Below are 19,940 nucleotides of genomic sequence, written 5' to 3' on the forward strand. Positions count from 1 at the left end.
TCCTATCGCCCGAATACGCGGCGGAAAAATCCCTTTTTGCTGTCAAGATCCAAGTAGGGAACACTCTCCCCGAGGATCCTGTGGCTGATATTCGTAAAGGCTTCTCCTGCCTTGGAACCGCTTCCAGCGATCGCTTCGCCCTGGTTGGTGGCGATTACTACCTGCTCATCATCGGGCAGAATGCCGAGCAGCGGAACAGCAAGAATTTCCTGTACATCATCCACCGACATCATTTCACCGCGTTTTACCATATCCGGCCGGATACGATTGATGACAAGAGAGATATCCCTCAGATCCTGCGCCTCCAGAAGGCCGATGATGCGGTCCGCGTCCCGGATGGCCGAAACCTCCGGCGTAGTCACAACAATTGCCTTATTGGCGCCGGCAACTGCATTTGCAAATCCCTGCTCAATGCCTGCCGGACAGTCAAGAAGAACAAAATCAAAGCTCTGTTTTAATTCATCGCAGAGTTTTTTCATCTGCTCGGGCGTTACGCTTGTCTTGTCCCTCGTCTGGGCAGACGGGAGAAGGTAGAGCTGCTCGTACCGTTTGTCGCGGATTAGCGCCTGCTTCATCCGGCAGTTGCCCTCCACAACATCCACAAGATTGTAGACAATCCGGTTTTCAAGGCCGAGCACGACATCCAGGTTTCGAAGACCGATGTCGGTATCTACCATCACAACTTTCTTTCCAAGCTGTGCCAGCCCGATTCCGATATTTGCTGCGGTTGTCGTCTTTCCGACGCCGCCTTTTCCTGATGTAATTACAATGACTTCACTCATCTGGAACCTCCTTGTTGAAAACTGTTCTGCATTTTCATGCCGCAGGATGCGTCCAAACCTTTGTTTAAAAACGCATCCTTTCTCTTTTGCAGCTTTCTTCCCAGGCTTCGTTTCTGCCGGAAAAATTCCTTAGTCTGCTCTCACGCTTGCAACACCGTTGGAGTTTGCCTGACCGGACAGAATATCGTCTGAGAGGCCATAGTAATAATCTAAGATATCCTTAGCTACCAACTCTGCGTTCATAGAAGAATATCCAAACGGAATGCGGACGGCAAGAGCAATATCGTCTCTGCTCTCATAGTGAGAGAAGCCGATAAACAGTCCATGGTTTGCACGTGTACGGTCTTCCTGCGCGGTACCGGTTTTTCCGGAAAGCTCTACCGGCCAGGATTCCGGGAAAATGGTCGCATTGGATACGCTGATTACTTTTCGCATGCCTTCGTGTACCAGATCCCAGATGTTGGAATCAACATCCATTTCTGAATTTACCGTCGGGCCGAAATCTGCGCCCATATCGATGTCATTGCCATCCGAATCCGTTGCTTTCTGCAGAAGGGAAAGATTATAAACCGTACCGGAATTTGCAATCGTTGTGACATAGCGTGCAAGCTGTGTCGTCGTATAGTTGTTGGTACCCTGACCAATCGAGGAAGGGATCGGGAGGGAATCGGTTACATTCGGATCGGTTTCCGAAATTTCGATTCCAGTCTTTTCATCCAGCTTAAACATATCGGCATATTTCTGGATCATTTCCAGAGAGCGCTTCTGTTTAAAGGTGCCGTTCTCATCGAGTCCCAGACGATATCCAAGCGTACAGAAGAACACGTTGCAGGAGTTCTGGATGGCACCGACAATGTTCAGATCTCCGTGGCCGCTCAACTGATGGCAGTGGACATAGTCAGATTCGTTGACAAGTCCTTCCCCGAACAGACCGTTGCAGTTGATGGTACTGGTCGGAGTAATTATGCCTTCGCTTAATCCGGCAACCGCCATCAGCGGTTTAAAGGTGGAACCAGGAGCCGTCTTCTGCTGGGTTGCTTTGTTGTACAGCGGGCTGGATTCATCGGTATTCAATTTTGCCCAGTATGCAGTATCCATCTGGTTTGCCAGGCGGTTGTTGTCGTAGCCAGGATAGGAAACACAGGCTAAAATAGCACCGGTATTCGGGTCCGTAATGACAGCAGAACCGGAACACGGATCGAGTGCAAGCTGTGCCGGGGTGATTTCCAGTTTGGCGATTTTATCGGACAGAAGCTGGAACGGTGTCATATTTCCTGCAACATAAGCGGCATAATCGTCATCCTCTTTCGTCAGAAGGTTCTGATCATACATCAGATTGCAGATATCATAGCCATCGAGCATATCCTGCAGCAGCATATAGTGATACATCTTTTTTGCAAATGTTGTATTGTTTGCCAGACGGTCCAGAATAACCTCCGTCAGCTTCTGATAAACCTCCTGAGAATCCAGGTAGGCATCATCCTGCGTCAGTGCTGAGACATCAATCCAGTTCTGGCTTGCCGCATACGTCAGATAATCACGAAGAGAAATCGTTCCGTCATTCCATGCCTGATAGGTGGCGTCTTTCTCATCAATTGCTGTTGAAGAAAGAATACCCATCGTACTGGAAAGCAGCTTATCCACGATGAAGGTCTCATATTCCTGCATTTCATCGCTGAGGTCGTTGTAAACGGTTGCTGTTTCAACGGTCAGTTCCTGCGTAATCTCGGCAAGCACCTGCTGGAGCTTCTGCTGGAACAGTGCATAGATCCGCTGCTCACGCTCCGTGGCATCCGCCGCCGAGAAATGGGAAATATCAATCGTGCTGTTTTCGATCAGTGCATTGTATACATCGTAAATTGGAATCGGAACGGCATCCGTATTGGCAAGTGTTGAGGTATCAACGGATTTTACATCACTCAGATACTGTTTCAGAATGCCGGCAATTCTCTGTTCCAGAATTTTATATACCGCAATCTGCAGGTCATAATCAATCGAAAGATAGACGTTATTTCCCTGTTTTGGCTCAATCAGGGATCCTTCTACCGTTTCCAGCTCTTTTCCGACGTTATTAACGATAATCTCTTCTGATCCGTCGGTTCCCTGAAGGATTGTCTCCATATACTGTTCCAGACCAGATTTTCCGACGATGGATTCCGTGGAATACGTTTCTTCTTTTCCCTGGCTCTTCAGCTCTTCATTCAGTTCTGTCAGCTCGTCTGAGGACGCCTGGCCCGTATAACCGATCAGAGAGGAAAAATACTTTCCGTCATAATATACACGCTCGGAATCTTCCGAAATGCTGACACCCTGCAGAACATCTTCATTCTCTGCAATCGATGCAGTTGTATTGCTGCTGACGCCGGAAGCAACTGTCACGCGGACATACTTCTGATAATTCGTCTGTTTCATCTTATAGCGGATCACCAGAATTTCCAGACGCTCCTGATTGGAAAGAGAAAGGACCGCATTTCCGGATTCGTCTGTCTGGTATGGAAGACCATACTCTTCAAAATCTTTGGCAGAATATGCGTATTTTTCATCGTCAGAATAGGCATCCAGGCCAAAGCCGTCCGGTCCGGCAAGAAATGTCATCAGCGTTTCGGCACTGGAACTCTTCTGTTCTGCCGTCATATCGTCGATTTTCTTCTGTCCATAAATGTCTGCACGGAAACGGTCGCGGGTTGTTCCCTCTTCACCTGTAAAAACAAACGCACCGTTCTCATCCACTTCAATCGGGAAGGTGCTGGTGTCAATCGAGTCTCCGTTTGCACGAATCAGCTTACAGAGACGATAGAGTTCTGCGTTCAGAGAGAGAATACGTTCTTTTGTCGTGTTGTACGTTCCGTTATCCTCGATGGTTACGGAGTAGGAAACCTTATTTCCAGCGATCAGTTTTCCGTTCCGGTCATAAATATTTCCTCTTGTACTATCAAGGGTTCTGGTTTTTGTGATTTGCAGTTCAAAATTATCCGCATACTCTTCTCCATGCACCACCTGCAGGATAAAAAGTCTTCCGATCAGGACGGCAAACATAGCAAGGAAAACCACACCAAGCAATAGGGTGCGGTTTTCACCGAGTCTGTGGAAAAGTTTTCTTATCTTCTTAGCCATGGCGACTGTTGTCCTTCCATTTCATTTTCGGTCAGTTTACGGTTGATGATAAATAAAAGCCGGTAAAGCAGAATGGAGAGCACTACCGTGTATACCATTTCCGGCAGAATAATATGCGCCAGATAATCGAAAAAGTGCAGGCGCACGCGCAGCAGGAACTGCAGCACATACATCAGCAGACTGTAGACAAGATCGCTGGCAGCGACCAGTACAATGTGTACCTTAATATCATCGTCATAGAAGACTTTGCAGAAAAAGCCATTCAGATAACCGATATACATGTAGAGCAGTGCGTAAAATCCAAACAGGCTGCCGTAGAACAGATCAATCATCAGACCGCTGAAAAATCCGACCATCAGTCCCTCTTTTTTTCCGCGCATCAACCCAAAGGCGGACGTCAGAATCAGAAGAAGGTTCGGCGTTACGGACGCGATCTGAAAATACTGAAATACAGTTGTCTGTAACAGGAAAGCTGCCAGAATCAGAAAGGCAAGCGTGATTTTTCTGCGCATTTACTCTCCTCCCTGCTGTTTTAATTCTTTGATCACGAGAACTTCCTGAATATGTTGAAAATCCACAACAGGAATGATGTATCCCTTTTTCGTCAGGTGATTGGAGTCCTCGGTGATTTCACTGACATAGCCGATCAGAATACCGCGGAGGTATTTATCACTGATGTTCGATGTCACAATCTTTTCGCCCTCAGCTACCGTGTCGGTTGTATTCAGCTGGGAAAAGGCAAGCTTTCCGTCGCTGATCAGGCGCAGATCACCCGATACAATACACGTATCCGAGGTAGATGCTGTCATGGCGCTCACGGAACTGGAGTCATCAATGATAGAGCGGACAGTAGCGGAATTGGAACTTACCTCCTCAACAAGTCCAACAAGGCCGCCGTCTGCAATAACGTTCATATCTTTCTGAATCCCGTCATTTGATCCTTTGTTGATGACAAAGGTATCATACCAGTTGCCCGGATCCTTTGAGATGACCTGTGCTGCTACTTTTTCATATTCCGAGTAGGACTGGTCCAGCTGATACAGCTCCTGAAGACGCTGCAGCTCCTGCTGCTCCTGTACAAGCTGATTGTTTTCCTCAGTCAGATCCGTGACCTTCTGTTCAAGCTCCTCTTTCTCGGCAGACAGTTTTTTGACGTTCTGGAAACCGGTCAGACAGTCTGTCAAATACGCACCGATCTGGTTAATTCCGTTCTGAAACGGGATGATCACAAAGCCTGCGGCTTCCCGGATCGGCGTGACCGGCATTTTGTCTGCTGCACTGCCTAAAATGCCGGAGAGACACAGGAACGTCATGATGAAAAGTAAATGTTTGCTTTTTAGCTGAAATTTTTTCTTCTTATTCATAGCGGGTCCTTTTTGATAGATTTACTTCTTTTTATTTACCGTGTAAGCCCAGCGATGCAGCGCATCGTGCGTGATCAGTTCCTTGAGCCCACAGATGGTACAGAGGTCATAATACTGGGAAAGCTGCACCGGACAGCCGAGCTGTCTCGAAAGATAGCGGTCAATGTTCGGAATCCTTGTGCTTCCGCCGGTGATGTAAATACCCTCTTTCTGGATATGATCGTGGATCTGCGGCGGTGTACGCTCCAGCGCATGCTTGATTTCCTCGCCGATCTCATTAACACCGGAAAGGAGTGCTTCGTTTACGAGGGAAGAAGTAATGATCCCTTCCATTGGAAGACCGGATGCACCATCTACGCCGCGCACCTTCCGCGCCTCTTTTTTGTCTGTTCCAAGATCCGCCAGCGCAATCTTGACACGTTTGGCTGTTTTGGAGCCAATCTGGAAATTGTTTTTGCGGCGGTTCAGATTGCATATCGATTCGTTGAACTGTTTTCCGCCTACCGGGATGATTCTGGAAAAAATAACCCTCGCGTTGGCGATAACAGAAATCTCTGTGCTCTGCGCTCCGATGTTGACAATCATGGAACCCTTCGTGCGGTTGATCGGAATGCCAAGTGCCAGCGCATCCGCGATTGGTTTATCCACAAGATACATGCGGCAGTTTTTTAAGGCTCCCTTATGTGCAATCGTATAATAAGAACGCCGTTCAATCTCTGTCATATCGCAGGGAACTGAAAAATACAGCTCCGGGCGGTATCCCATGTGGCGCATACAGCGATGGAGAAGCGTGTGCAAAACGGCTTCTACCATCAATACATTCGCAATGCGTCCGTTGCTCATGGGGGTAATTACCTCGATATTGGAAGGCGTTCTCTCGTGCATTTCATATGCGTAATTTCCAACGGCAATCACCTGTTCGCGGTTGCGTATGGCAATCATATTTTTTTCTTTTGTGATTGTGTCTTTCTTCAGGTCATAGATTTTGACGGTACTGGTGCCAAGGTCTATGCCGTATACATTTCGAATCTGCATCGTGCTCCTTTAACTTGTTCCCTTCCTTTGGGCATTTCTGCCTCGGATTTTCGGGATCAGATTCCCTGTTCCAGCATACTGGTATAACAGTGATCCCCGATAATAATGTGATCCAGCAGGGTAATGCCGAGCATTTCGCCCGCCCGCCGGATCTGCCGTGTCACGGTAATATCGTCACCGCTTGGTTCCGGGATTCCGCTTGGATGGTTGTGAACCAGCAGAATATGAACCGCACGGAACTGCAGTGCCGCAAGAAAAAGCTCCCGCGGCGAAATCATCGTCGCATTGACCGTTCCTCTTGTGATTTCCTTTTCTCCGAGAAGCTGATTTTTTGTGTCCAGCATCATGCAGAGAAGAACCTCCTGATCCTCGTGGCGGAGACGTTCCATGTAATAATCCGCAATGGAAGCCGGATCATGAAAGCAGAGACCTTTTCTTGCTCCGGCCGCGGCCATTCGTTTGGAAAGCTCACCGATGCACTGGAGCTGGATCGCTTTTACTTCCCCGACTCCGCGGATCTGCAGAAGTTCCTGTCTTGTACAGTGATAGAGTCCTAACAGGCCCTCCTCTTTTCCGGGAAGGGAAAGAATTTCTCTTGCGAGCTCCAGGGATGTTTTTCCCCTTGCCCCACATCGTAAAATGACAGCCAGAAGCTCCGCGTCGGAAAGGCTTTCCGGGCCGTTTTCCAGGCATTTTTCATATGGCTGTTCCATCGTCGGCAGGTTTCGTAATCCATTTTTTCTCATGTATTCCTCCCACCACTCTTCCGGGAATTTTCATGGAATACATTGGTTTGAATCACCCATCATTCTAGCACAACTTTCCGCAGATGTATAGGAATTATGAAAAATTCATATATTTTTTTGCAATTTCCTCTGCCGTTTTTAATCCGTCCATGGCTGCGGAAGTGATGCCTCCCGCATAGCCTGCGCCCTCTCCGCACGGGTAAAGACCGGTAAGCGACGGACTTTCGAGCGTTTCATTTCTTACAATGCGGACCGGTGACGAGGTACGCGCTTCCACGCCGGAAAGAACGGCGTCCGGACGGGAAAAGCCGTGGATTTTCCGCTCAGATGCACGAATGCCTTCCACAAGGGAGTCTCCGATAAACGTCGGAAGAACTTCCCGCAGATTGGCGAAAGTCCATTCTCCGCAGATGGAAGGGGTTACCTCTCCAAGTGCTGTAGAAACTCTGTTTTCACAGAAATCACCAAAAAGCTGCACCGGAACTTTGCCTTTTCCGGCTTCCCACGCAGCGTGTTCAAGCGCTCTCTGGAATGCCACACCATCGAGTACGTCCGGCGTTCCCTCTACATGGTACGGGCGGTAGTCTTCCGGTGTTACGGTGACAATCATAGCGCTGTTCGCATTTTTACCTTCCCGGTCAGAATAACTCATACCGTTGACGCAGGTGCGTTCCGCTTCCGAGGATGCGTTGACAACATAGCCGCCGGGACACATGCAGAATGAGTACACACCTCTTCCGTTTTCACACTGATTGGTGAGCTTATACGGTGCTGCCCCAAGGAAATCCGGTGCCTCCGGTCCGTACTGATCCTCCGTGATCATCTTCTGCGGATGCTCAATGCGGACGCCGACAGCGAAGGATTTTGCTTCCATGGAGATCTTATTTTCGCAGAGTTTAAAGAAGGTATCGCGTGCAGAGTGGCCGATCGCAAGGACTGCAGTCTCCGCGGCAATCTTCTCGGTTTCATTGACGGTTACAGAAGTGAGTCTGCCGTTTTCAATCCCAAAGTCCGTCACTTTTGCTCCGAAACGGACTTCTCCGCCCCATGCCTCGATCTTTTTCCGCATTGTTGTCACAATTCCGATGAGCTGATCGGTGCCAAGGTGCGGTTTCTGATCGTACAGAATTTCTTCCGGTGCCCCGCATTCCGTGAAGATCCGGAGTACCTCACGGTTTCTGCCGGATGGATCCTTCACCGAAGTGTTTAATTTTCCATCCGAAAACGTACCGGCGCCGCCCTCTCCGAACTGTACGTTCGATTCCGGGTTCAGAACGCCGGTTTTCCAGAACGCATCGACACTTTTCTTTCTCTGTTCTGCAGATTCGCCGCGCTCCAGAACGAGCGGACGGTAGCCATGCTTTGCGAGAACATAGGCACAAAAAAGTCCTGCCGGACCGCTTCCGATAATAACCGGCCGGTGAACAAGAGTCTGTTCTCCAGATTTTGGGAACACATGTGGCTTTTTCTCCGCTTTTACGATCTGGTTATTTTTCGCCTTCCGCAGTACGGCATTCTCATCTTTTACTTTTACATCAAGCTGATAAACGTATTTTAATTCGGATTTCTTTCTGGCATCAATTGAGCGGCGTAAGAGCTCAATTTCCTGCAGATCGTGTTTTCCGATTTTCAGTGTTTTTCTTATTTTCTGTTCCAGTTCCTCCTGTGTGTGGGTGACTGGAAGCTTTAATTGCTGTATCCGAATCATGCATGTTCTCCTGCTGCAGCTCTTCCGGCTGCACTTCCGCTGGACCAGGCCCACTGGAGATTGTAGCCGCCGCAGACGCCGTCGACGTCCAGGGCTTCTCCCGCAAAGAAAATACCAGGGTGCTGTACCGATTCCAGAGAATCCGTAAGCTGGTCGAGCGTGATGCCGCCCGCACACACCTGGGCTTTTCCAAAGTCGGTCTGGCCGGTGATCTGTAAACGATATGATTTGATGGCGCCTGCCATTTCTTCCGGAGTCTTTTTCTTTCCGATCAGAACCGGAATGAGTTTTTCTGGAAGAAGACCGATCAGAAGCTCTTTTGGCGCTTTATACGGGCAGATTTCCTGCCGTCTGACAAGTTCTGCAGTAAGCTCCGATTCCGTCAGTTCCGGAAAGAAGTCTACGAGAAGTTCAACGCGTTTTTTCTGCATGCAGGCGCGCACAGCGAACCGGGAAATCTGGAATACCGGGATGCCGGAGACACCGTAGTCGGTAAGCTGCAGCTCTCCCTGTTCCGTCAGAATCTCCTGATTTTCAACCAGAAGCGTAATCTTCGCGCGCACCCGAACACCCGCCCAGGAGGAAAACTGGTTTCCTTTGCAGCGGAGCGGGCAGAGGGCCGGGAAAAACGGAATCGAAGCGAGCTGAAGCTGATCGGCAAATCGAAGTGTATCTCCGTCGGAACCGGCGATCTGGGAAGCACAGCTTCCGCAGCAGATGATGACGCTGTCAGCCGGGTACTGCCATCCTTCGGTGCGCACCAGATAACCATTTTCGGCTTTTTCCACTGCAACAGCCGTTTCCCGTGTCTTGATTTTTACCTTTCGGAATCTGGCTTCCAAAATCAGCAGCTCAAGAACGGACTGTGCCTGCTCGCTGGCCGGATAAAGCCAGCCTTCACGGTTCCGGATGCGGATGCCGAGCTGTTCAAAAAACTGTTCGGTGTCCTGTTCGGTAAACTGTTCGAGAACCCGTGATGCACGCTCCTGATTTCCCGTGCGGTAGCACGATGCATCCTGATAACGATTGGTAAAATTACACCGTCCGTTTCCGGTCGCAAGAAGCTTTCTGCCCGGTTTATCGTTCTTTTCCAGAACGGTGACCGCGGCACCGAGACGTGAGGCCCAAATTGCCGCCATCAGTCCGCTCGCGCCGCCGCCGATAATTACCACATTTTTTGCCATTATAATGTCACCATACCGGCATCGACGAGTTTCTGAAGACTCATCAGAATACCGAATTTTGCGTGCTGCCACGTAAGCCCACCCTGAAAATAGACAGCGTACGGCGGTTTGATCGGGCCATCGGCAGAAAGTTCAATGGAAGAGCCCTGCACGAAAGCGCCAGCTGCCATGATAACTGGGCTGTCGTAACCTGGCATATCCCAAGGTTCCGGGGAAACGAAGCTGTCGACCGGGGCAGCTGCCTGGATACCCTGGCAGAATGCGATGACGCCTTCCGGTTTTCCAAAGGTTACCGCCTGAATGATGTCGTGACGGCTCTCGGTTCCGTTTGGAACAACGGCAAATCCCAGTTTCTCATAAACATTTGCAGCAAAGACAGCACCTTTTAATGCCGCTGCGGTAACGGTCGGTGCCAGGAAGAATCCCTGGTAGAAGGAACCGTTCACACCGAGTGTTGCGCCAACCTCTTTTCCAAGTCCCGGGGAGAGCAGACGGTATGCTGCATTTTCCACGTACTTTTTCTTTCCAACAATGTAACCGCCGGCCGGAGCCAGTCCGCCGCCCGGGTTTTTGATCAGGGATCCGACCATCAGATCTGCACCGACATTGGTCGGTTCGATCGTCTCCACGAACTCGCCGTAGCAGTTATCGACCATACAGATGACATCTGGTTTGATATTTTTAATAAATGCAATCAGTTCACCGATGCGGGTAACAGAAAGCGTCGGTCTGGTCTGATATCCTTTCGACCTCTGAATCGTCACCATCTTTGTCTTTTTGTTGATGGCATTTTTGATTCCTTCGTAATCGAAAGAGCCGTCCTCTTTTAAATCTACCTGGCGGTAAGTTACGCCATATTCCGCAAGAGATCCGACGGACGGGCGGATGCCGATCACTTCCTCAAGGGTGTCGTACGGTTTTCCAACAGGAGAAAGCAGTTCGTCGCCCGGGCGGAGATTTCCGGAAAGCGCCGTTGCAAGCGCATGGGTTCCGCAGGCGATCTGCGGGCGTACCAGTGCATCCTCAGTGCCGAAGCACGTTGCATAGACCTGCTCCAGCGTATCACGTCCCAGGTCATTGTATCCGTATCCTGTGGTTCCATATAAGCATGCCTCGCTGACCTTGCTTGCCTGCATGGCGTGGATGACCTTTAACTGGTTGTATTCTGCGATTTCATCAATTTTTGCAAAACGCTCTTTTAATTCTTCCTCAATTTTCGTTCCAAATGCGAAAACCTCTTTGGAAATGCCAAGTGTGCTGTACATAGCAGCTTTTTCTGTCAACATGATTGTTCTCCTTCTTCCTTTGCATCGGCCGAAACGATTTCGTTCCAGCGATCCAGCATATATGATAATATTTTTTCTTCGTCGTAGTCAAAATCCGGCTTGTTCAGCCAGATCACATCCTTTTCCCGTCGGAACCAGGTCAGCTGCCGTTTGGCAAAATGACGGGTGTCCCGCTTGATGATATAGACGGCCTCCTCCAGCGTGCATTCGCCCGCAAGATACGGGAACAGTTCTTTGTAGCCCAGTCCCTGCATGGAGACAAGATCTCTTGTGTATCCCATTTTTTTCAAACGGAAAACTTCATCAACCAGTCCGTCGCGGATCATCTGATCGACGCGCTTGTCAATGCGGTCATACAGAATCGAACGTTCGTCGTTCAGCACAAAATAAGCAGAACAGTACGGAGATTCCTTCTGCTTCTGCTCCTCGTTGTGCTCCGAAATCTTCTGTCCTGTCTCGTGATAATATTCCAGCGCCCGGATTACACGTTTTACATTATTCGGGTGAATCGTCTCCGCGGAAGCAGGATCAACCTCGGAAAGTTCCCGGTACAGTTCTGCCGCGCCTTCCTCCGTTGCTGCTTTTTCTTCCAGCTGTTTCCGGATCGGCAGTTCACCGTGCGATTCCGTAAAATCAACTTCTTTTAAAAGCGCCTGGATATAAAAGCCGGTGCCGCCCGTCACGATCGGAATCTGTCCGGCGGCGTATATTTTTTCCATCGCTTCATGCGCCAGTTCCACAAACTTCACGACGTGAAACTCTTCGGAAGGATCGAGCACATCGATCAGATAATGCGGAACGCCGCACATCTCCTCCGGGCGGATTTTGGCAGATCCGATATCCATATGGCGGTAGACCTGCATGGAATCCGCGGAGATAATGGCCCCATTCACCGCTTTGGCAAGCGAAATCGACAGCTTCGTCTTACCGACAGCGGTCGGACCGGTCAGGATAATCAAAGGTTTTTTCAAAAAAATCACCTACACAATTCTCTTAAATTTCTTTTCCAGTTCCCGTTTCGAGAGGGAAATGATCGTCGGCCGGCCGTGCGGGCAGTGATACGGATCTTCGAGCGTCAAAAGCTCGGCAATGAGCTGCTCCGCCTCTGCATAGGAAAGATGATTGTTGCCCTTTACGGCGGCCTTGCACGACATCGTCGCCAGACGGTCTTTTAAAATCTCCAGCGGCTTTTCGCGGACCTCCTCAAGATTGTCGAGAATCTCGATAAACAGCTCCTCCGTCGCAATACCGTACAGATTGTGCGGCACGGCGTTGATTGCATAGTCTTTTCCGCCGAACGGGGAAATTTCGTAGCCGAAGGACTGGAAAACGTCCATGTAACGGGTCACAAGATCTGCTTCCTGCGGCGTTAAGGAGACGATCAGCGGAGGACTCACCATCTGGGAGGTGACGTTCTTTTCCCGGTAATTTTTCATCATCCGCTCGAACAGTACCTTTTCGTGCGCGGCATGCTGATCGATGATGTAGAGATTCTCGCCGTACTGAATCAGCCAGTACGTATCGAAAACCTGGCCGATGATGCGGTGCGATTTCTCTGCCTCCGGGGTAAGAAACTGCTCATCAAAGAGCTGCATCTGGCCTTCTGGCTCAGGCGAAGCAGATGCAGATGAGGATTCTTCCGGCATGGAAGATACCGTTGGAGCTGCATCTGGCTCCTGCTGATGCTGTATTGCGTCCGCGTTTGAGAGGTCTTCCGTCTTTGGCACGTTTCCTGCACCCGGCTCAAACAGTTCTTCCTCTTCCCGCGTCATTCCCGTCATCTGCTGAACCGGCACATACGTTTTCGCTGCGCGGTATCCATTTCGTTCCACCTCCGGGAAAATTGGCATTCTTCTGCTCTGGCTGGAAACCGGCTCCACCGGAAGGGACTGCCGTGCAAAGCCTTCTTTTACCTGCCGTTTCTGCTCGAACGGTTCCGGAACAACAATCTGTTCTTTCCGTGCCGCTTTTTCCTCTGCTTTCCGTTCCCTGTCGGAAGAAAGCGAAACCTTCACAATCTGCTCCCTGTGATTCAGCGCACCTGAGATCATATCGCGCATCTGGCGGTAAATCTCCTCCTGATGAGAAAAACGAAGTTCCATCTTCGTCGGATGCACATTGACATCCACCGCCTCTCCATCCATCTGGACATAGAACAGCGTAAACGGATATTTATGCTGCATCATCGATGTCTGATATCCGTCCTCAATCGCACGGGCGAGCAGCTTGCTCCGCACATACCGTCCATTCACGTAATAATTTTCAAAATTCCGGTTTCCCCTCGAGATCACCGGTTTTCCAATAAAACCATCAATCGTCATCAGCGGGCTTTCCGAGTGAATCTCGATCAGCTCCCGCGCGATGTCGCGGCCGTAAATATTATAGACCAGTTCTTTTAAATTCCGGTTGCCGCTTGTATGAATCTTCACCTGCGAATTGACCATGTATTTAAACGAAATGCCCGGATGGGACAGAGCGAGCTGCTCCACCACAGAAGTCACCGCATTTGCCTCCGTGACCGGCGTTTTTAAGAATTTCTGACGAGCCGGCGTGTTGTAAAAAAGATTCCGGACCAGAAAGGTTGTTCCGGTCGGGGCACCGACCTCCTCATTGGCCTTCTCCGCGCCGCCCTCAATCACATACCGCGTTCCCGTCAGCGCATCCGGCGTTTTCGTAATCATCTCGACCTGCGCAACCGCCGAGATACTCGAGAGCGCCTCGCCGCGGAAGCCAAGAGATGCAATCTGCACGAGTTCTTCCACGGAACGGATCTTGCTCGTCGCGTGGCGCAGAAAAGCGAGCGGCACCTGTTCGGCCGGAATGCCGCTTCCATTGTCCGTGATCCGCACCAGCGAAATACCGCCGTCGCGGATTTCCACGGTGATCGCCGTCGCACCGGCGTCCATTGCATTTTCCACCAGCTCCTTTACCACGGAAGCCGGCCGTTCCACGACCTCACCGGCCGCAATTTTATCGATCGTATTCTGATCCAGTACTGCTATGGTAGCCATGTTGTTCCTTTCTGTTTCGGATTGATTCTAACTTATGTTCTGATCCAGTATTCCCCTATTTCCAGCGGTTTTTCACCTTTCCCTGGAAACGGTACAGGGTATTTAAAGCATCCATCGGTGTCATATTCGAGATATCAAGCTCCGAGAGCTCTTTGATGATATCATCGTCCTGCACCGTATCGAACAGCGACATCTGTGCCATATCGACCTCGTCGTAGTGAACCGGCTTTGCCTTCGGTTTTTTCTGCATGGTCAGATCCTTGACCGCAGCAGTGATATCGGCATCGCTCAGCTGCTCCACCAGCTCCTGCGCCCGGGAGAGCACTGACTCCGGCACTCCCGCAAGACGCGCTACCTGGATACCGTAGCTCTTATCTGCGCCGCCCTGTACAATTTTACGCAGGAATACGATATCGTCGCCCTTTTCCTTAACGGCAATACAGTAGTTGTGCACGCCCGGAAGCTTTCCTTCAAGCTCAGTCAGCTCATGGTAATGCGTAGCGAACAGTGTCTTTGCGCCGAGCAGCTTCGGATTCGCCACATGCTCAATCACCGCCCAGGCGATCGAAAGACCGTCGAACGTACTCGTTCCTCTTCCGATCTCATCGAGAATCAGCAGACTGTTCGAGGTTGCATTCCGAAGAATATTCGCCACCTCCGTCATCTCAACCATAAACGTACTCTGGCCGCTTGCCAGGTCATCGGATGCGCCGACACGGGTAAAGATCCGGTCCACAATACCGATGTTTGCCTTCGAAGCCGGAACAAACGAACCGATCTGTGCCATCAGCACAATGAGGGCCGTCTGGCGCATATACGTCGATTTACCGGCCATGTTCGGTCCGGTGATGACGGAAACGCGGTGGTCACCGTTGTCAAGCATGGTATCGTTTGCGATAAACATATCGTTTGGAATCATCTTCTCGACCACTGGGTGACGGCCGTCCTTGATATCAATCTTTCCGCGGCTGTTCAGCTTCGGACGCACATAGTGGTTGTGCTCGGCAACGTAGGAAAGCGATGCATACACATCGAGCCGTGCCAGAGCCTGCGCCGTGCGCTGAATCCGCTCCGCCTCACCGGCAACCGTATCGCGCACCGTACAGAAAAGATCATATTCCAGCGCGTACAGCTTGTCCTCTGCGCCAAGAATCGTATCTTCCAACTCCTTCAGACGCGGTGTGATGTAGCGCTCGGCGTTCGTCAGCGTCTGTTTTCTGGTATAGTAATCCGGTACAAGGTCTTTAAACGAGTTCGTAACTTCCAGATAATAGCCAAATACCTTGTTGTACTTGACCTTCATGTTTTTGATACCGGTTTTCTCCCGCTCACTCGCCTCAAGTTCACTCAGCCACTGCTTTCCTTCTGTCTTTGCATGGCGGTAATTATCGACCATCTCGTTGTAGCCGTCTTTGATCATACCGCCGTCGCGCATCAGATACGGCGGATCATCGACGATAGCTGCATCGACAAGCTGATAGAGATCCTCGAGCGGGTCCAGATCCTCCTGAACCTGCGCCAGTGCGCCGCCCTCAAACGAATTTAAAAGCTGTTTGATGTAAGGCAGCATCTGCAGCGATGATTTAAAGGCGATCAGGTCACGCGGGTTAGCAGACTGGTAACTGATTCTTCCGACGAGACGCTCCAGGTCATAGACCGGGCGGAGATATTCGCGGATTTCCTCGCGGATCATTGCCTGGCTGGTCAGGGCTTCCACTGCATCGAGCCGTGCGTTGATTTCCTCCTCGTCGATCAATGGCTGCTCTACGTAGCTTCGCAGAAGACGCGCGCCCATCGCCGTGCGGGTTTTGTCGAGAACCCAGAGGAGGGAGCCGCGTTTCTGCTTCTCCCGCAGCGTTTCCACAAGTTCCAGATTCCGGCGGCTGGAGCTGTCGATCAGCATATATTTGTCCGTCACATACGGTGTAATCGAGTTCATGTGAGACAGATCCGATTTCTGTGTCTCGTGCAGATACTGGAACAGCGCACCGGCTGCAATTGTTCCGCAGTTGTAATCGGCGATGCCAAGGCCTTCCATCGTAGCAGCATGGAACTGTTCCTGCAGCGTACGGCGGCAGATATCATCGTCGAAATACCAGTCTTCCAATGCATTCACGCAGATATGAAGGCGGGTCCGGAGATCCTCCACATCAATCCCGCAGAGCAGGAACGACTGATTGCAGATGATTTCCGCCGGCATAAACTTCGTGATCTCATCCACCAGGCGGCGCGGCTTGTCCATTTCCGTGACGAGGCACTGGCCGGTCGAGATATCTGCTGTAGAGATACCGAAGCATCCCTCCATGCAGACGATCGACATGATGTAGTTGTTCTTCGTCTCATCAAGTCCCTGCGGGATCAGCGTCGTACCCGGTGTGACAACGCGGATGACTTCGCGCTTTACCATGCCCTTTGCCTGTTTCGGGTCCTCCATCTGCTCGCAGATCGCAACCTTATGGCCGTTCTCTACAAGACGGTTGATATACCCTTCTGCAGCGTGATACGGGATACCGCACATCGGAGCGCGCTCCTCCATGCCGCAGTCCTTTCCGGTCAGCGTAAGCTCAAGTTCTTTGGATACCAGGGTGGCATCCTCGAAGAACATTTCGTAGAAATCACCTAAGCGGTAAAACAAAATGGTATTAGCCGGGTCAGTCAAGCCCGTCTTCGTCTGGCAATAATGTACCATCATAGGCGAAAGCTTCTCACACTGATCCAGCGCATCCTGTGCTGTCACAGGCCGCGTGGACATCAGTGCCGGCGCTTTTACCGCTGTGTTTTTTGTTTCTGTATCGTTCATTTGTATTTCATACCTTTTCTCAAAAATAAATATAAGAAGTATAACAAACGTTATACCTGCACAATTTTAGCATGAAACCAGAAATTGTGCAAGATTCACAAGCGTATAAAATGCCCCCTTCCTGTCAGTGGTTTTTTCTCAAAACCAGCCGTCCAGGAAGCGAGCATTCCCTTTAATTTTTCTTTTTTTGTCTCCATTTTGAGAAAGACGAACCAATCAACAGGATCAGCACAAAAACAACGGCAACCGTTTCATAAATCTGCACGCCGGTGTTGACAGGATTGTCGTCAATTGAGCGGTAATCGCGCTCCAGACGCCACAGCATCGCCATCCGGTCCATGAAATCAATCTGCCGCGTGCCGTCCGTCTCGGTCTTAAAGACGGCACAGTAAAGATTCGTGTACCACTGGTCAAGAAGGCTGACCCCTGATCGCCCGATCTTTCCGCTGCCGATCTCCTCGTCATTTTCATCATACAGAATCCTGCCGCTTCTCGAACTCTGGTAATCGAGCGGCGTTTCATCTACATCAAGGAAAATCAGTCTTGTATCTTTTCCATAGGAGGTATCCACATACTGCTCCTGCGCATAGCCAAGACACGTACCGGATGCGTCGTAATAGCCGTACGTCGTGCCGGAGCCTTCTCTGTCATTGATGGGCTCATCCTCCACATAGTCAATCGAAAACCACTCCTCCTCGTTGATATAGACCGTATTCTTCTGAAGATAGCCCGCCACTTTTCCGTCTGCCACAATCTTCGTCTTTCGTTTACTTCCATACAGGTCAAAGTAGATTTCTATGGTTTCTGCCGATGTAAGCGCCTCTTTTGCCTCATCCGCAGTTGCAAACTCAGATTCCGGCACTTTTTCTTTTCCGCAGCCGCCAAGCACCAGAGCGGCGGCAAGAAAAAGACCAGCGGCTGTATATATTCTCTTTTTCAACTGCCTTTTTCCTCCGCCTTACTTGTTATCTTTGTAATACTCATTTGCCTCATCGTACATCATATCGAGCAAGGCGTATTTATCCTGGAAATCCATCACCTGCGTACCGTTATCCTCCAGGTTCACATAGAGATTGCACTGTGAACCGGACCAGTCCATCTCTTTTTTCGCAGAACCGATCACCGTTCCGCCCTCTGTATAAATGGTATGTCCATCCTCTGATGCGTAATATGGTTTTTCGTTCAGATCTGCATCGAGAAAAATAATGTAATACGCTTCCGGCATCTGATCCGGTGTCGTCACGCGCTCCTGTGCATAGCCAAGCAGGTTGTTGTCCGGATCATAGAATGCATAGGTAGTAGCGGATTTTGTCATCTTATTGATTTCTTCGTCCGTCACAATTTTCATATGGAACCATTCTTCGCCGGAAATAGAGATCGTCCAGGTCTGATCAAAGAGACCGCTGTTTTTCATATACGCGGCAGCCTTTTCATCCGCATAAATGTTTCCCGAAGCGTCAACGTTATCCAGATCACAGCGCATGCGGACGGACGAAGCCGATGCAAGGGCTTCTTTTGCCACATCCGCGTTTTCATACCCTAACTTTTCTTCTGCCGCCGAGCAGCCGCACAGAAGCAGAAGTCCTGCTGTAAAACCCAAAAACAATTTTGTCGTTTTTCTCATAGATTCCCCTCTCTTTCTTTTGTCAGGACCGATTGGAAAGACCGCCGTCCTTGTCGCGTGCCAGTTCTCTTGCCGCCATCACAGCGAGTGCGGTCAGCTGCGGCAGATATTTTGCATCGTAGACAATCAGAAACGCATTGTCGAACATGATGTTTCCGACGGTAAGATCCATATTGTCGACGATGGCGCCGATCATAGTTCCGTTCAGTTTTACCGAGTAATTGTGGCCGATGGAGCCGGCGTATTCCCGGAGTTCCAGTTTTCCCTCCGGCAGTTCCATCGAGAACTGATCCCGTACGAGTGCAAACTGCTTTTTCAACACACCATACGGCTCGCCGTACAGATAAAAACGGTAGGTCGGCAGCGCGTGGAGCAGTTCCTTCGTCATGCGGAAGATTTCGGTGTGCATCGCATCGTAGATATAAAATGTTTTCAGCGGCACGGTGCTGTCGATCTCGTAAACCAGGTTTCCGTCTGTATCCTCCAGATCGAAATGCTGGCCCGTCAGGCGGTAATCCTCCGTGAAAGTGTAAATCTGGGACGCCGAAATCTTCTGAAACGGCTGTACCGTTCCGGTTTTGACGAAATGCTCCAGATTCGCTTTTAATTCGCTCTGGAACATCATCAGATCGGAATGGTAGCTTAGATGGTCTGCGAGGTTCTCTGCAACATCTTCATGAATCGGATACACGGGTGTGGTGAGTTTCTTTTTGATAAAGCCTTCGATGAAGGAATATCCCAAATAACCGACATGACCGTCTTTGGTCAGCCAGAAGTAGAGATATTCTCCCTTGGCGTCCGGTCCGAAAACGAGTGCTTTCTGCCGCATCGTGTAGAATTTTGCAAGCCATGCAGAACCGAACGGTGTATCGACGTTCTTGTAAGCCTCATAAAATTCTTCGATTTTCCGCGGCTTCTCCATGGAGATCATGGCAATCATATCCGTCATGGAATTGTAGTTCTCCGGGGTTGCCATGGACCAGATGGCAATGCCGAAAATCAGGACAACCGTGGCGATGGTGAGTGTGATCGTCTCTCCGTAGCCGACCGCCATCAGATAGATGCCCAGCAGCGTGACAGCGCCGCCTGCGATGCGGAATTTCCATTTTCTCTTTTTCAACTGAATACCGCCTCCTCTCTTTTCGTTACTTTTATTGTACTTGCTCCCCTTTTTTGTGTCAATTGAAACTCGCTCCTCCGCTCTATTTTGTTCTGCCTGGCGGGACAAAGAAAGCGTGTCGGCGCATCTTTTTTTGTCAGAATGCATCCGGCACGCTTTGTTTCAA

General features: G+C 50.2%; 15 protein-coding genes. All 15 read right to left on the bottom strand.

What is annotated here, in order from left to right; translation table 11 throughout:
• Nucleotides 1-2: 2 nt before the first annotated feature.
• Nucleotides 3-782 carry a septum site-determining protein MinD gene (gene minD / locus DWX00_RS00490; protein WP_022462852.1) on the bottom strand — a complete coding sequence of 260 codons (780 nt, stop codon included), beginning with the start codon at nucleotides 780-782 and terminating at the stop codon, nucleotides 3-5.
• Nucleotides 783-911: 129 nt separating this feature from the next.
• Nucleotides 912-3,896, bottom strand: a complete 2,985-nt coding sequence (locus DWX00_RS00495) for a penicillin-binding transpeptidase domain-containing protein (RefSeq protein ID WP_118594441.1) — start codon at nucleotides 3,894-3,896, stop codon at nucleotides 912-914.
• On the bottom strand, nucleotides 3,881-4,408 hold the full coding sequence (mreD, locus tag DWX00_RS00500) for a rod shape-determining protein MreD (protein WP_022462850.1): 528 nt from the start codon (nucleotides 4,406-4,408) through the stop codon (nucleotides 3,881-3,883). The genes DWX00_RS00495 and mreD overlap by 16 nt, the downstream gene beginning before the upstream one ends.
• The gene (gene mreC / locus DWX00_RS00505; protein ID WP_055228139.1) at nucleotides 4,409-5,260 is read right to left on the bottom strand and encodes a rod shape-determining protein MreC; all 852 of its coding nucleotides are present in this window, start codon (nucleotides 5,258-5,260) and stop codon (nucleotides 4,409-4,411) included. It abuts the gene before it with no gap.
• A gap of 21 nt (nucleotides 5,261-5,281) precedes the next feature.
• On the bottom strand, nucleotides 5,282-6,295 hold the full coding sequence (locus tag DWX00_RS00510; protein WP_118594442.1) for a rod shape-determining protein: 1,014 nt from the start codon (nucleotides 6,293-6,295) through the stop codon (nucleotides 5,282-5,284).
• Between the two features lie 56 nt (nucleotides 6,296-6,351).
• Nucleotides 6,352-7,041, bottom strand: coding sequence for a RadC family protein (gene radC, locus DWX00_RS00515; RefSeq protein WP_022462847.1), 690 nt, complete (start codon nucleotides 7,039-7,041; stop codon nucleotides 6,352-6,354).
• A gap of 94 nt (nucleotides 7,042-7,135) precedes the next feature.
• Nucleotides 7,136-8,749 carry an NAD(P)/FAD-dependent oxidoreductase gene (locus DWX00_RS00520; RefSeq protein ID WP_117508924.1) on the bottom strand — a complete coding sequence of 538 codons (1,614 nt, stop codon included), beginning with the start codon at nucleotides 8,747-8,749 and terminating at the stop codon, nucleotides 7,136-7,138.
• On the bottom strand, nucleotides 8,746-9,933 hold the full coding sequence (locus DWX00_RS00525) for an NAD(P)/FAD-dependent oxidoreductase (protein ID WP_199669492.1): 1,188 nt from the start codon (nucleotides 9,931-9,933) through the stop codon (nucleotides 8,746-8,748). Before DWX00_RS00525 ends, DWX00_RS00520 begins: the two co-directional genes overlap by 4 nt.
• Nucleotides 9,933-11,219, bottom strand: coding sequence for a methionine gamma-lyase family protein (locus DWX00_RS00530; RefSeq protein WP_055228136.1), 1,287 nt, complete (start codon nucleotides 11,217-11,219; stop codon nucleotides 9,933-9,935). Before DWX00_RS00530 ends, DWX00_RS00525 begins: the two co-directional genes overlap by 1 nt.
• Entirely contained in the window at nucleotides 11,213-12,190 is a 978-nt protein-coding gene (gene miaA, locus DWX00_RS00535) for a tRNA (adenosine(37)-N6)-dimethylallyltransferase MiaA (protein WP_117801240.1), read from the bottom strand. Before miaA ends, DWX00_RS00530 begins: the two co-directional genes overlap by 7 nt.
• Before the next feature lie 9 nt (nucleotides 12,191-12,199).
• Entirely contained in the window at nucleotides 12,200-14,230 is a 2,031-nt protein-coding gene (gene mutL / locus DWX00_RS00540) for a DNA mismatch repair endonuclease MutL (RefSeq protein WP_118594443.1), read from the bottom strand.
• 55 nt (nucleotides 14,231-14,285) lie between these two features.
• Nucleotides 14,286-16,922, bottom strand: a complete 2,637-nt coding sequence (mutS, locus tag DWX00_RS00545) for a DNA mismatch repair protein MutS (RefSeq protein ID WP_118594573.1) — start codon at nucleotides 16,920-16,922, stop codon at nucleotides 14,286-14,288.
• A gap of 280 nt (nucleotides 16,923-17,202) precedes the next feature.
• A complete protein-coding gene (locus DWX00_RS00550) occupies nucleotides 17,203-17,970 on the bottom strand; it encodes a hypothetical protein (protein ID WP_022461039.1) in 768 nt (255 codons plus the stop codon).
• An 18-nt stretch (nucleotides 17,971-17,988) separates the two neighbouring features.
• Nucleotides 17,989-18,654: a hypothetical protein gene (locus DWX00_RS00555; RefSeq protein WP_055228134.1), complete on the bottom strand. Its 666-nt coding sequence runs from the start codon at nucleotides 18,652-18,654 to the stop codon at nucleotides 17,989-17,991.
• 22 nt (nucleotides 18,655-18,676) lie between these two features.
• Nucleotides 18,677-19,774 (bottom strand): hypothetical protein, encoded by a 1,098-nt coding sequence (locus tag DWX00_RS00560; protein ID WP_117508921.1) that lies wholly within the window; start codon nucleotides 19,772-19,774, stop codon nucleotides 18,677-18,679.
• Nucleotides 19,775-19,940 lie beyond the last annotated feature (166 nt).

Source organism: Blautia sp. AF17-9LB (assembly GCF_003479185.1).
Classification (GTDB): Bacteria; Bacillota; Clostridia; order Lachnospirales; family Lachnospiraceae; genus Fusicatenibacter; species Fusicatenibacter saccharivorans.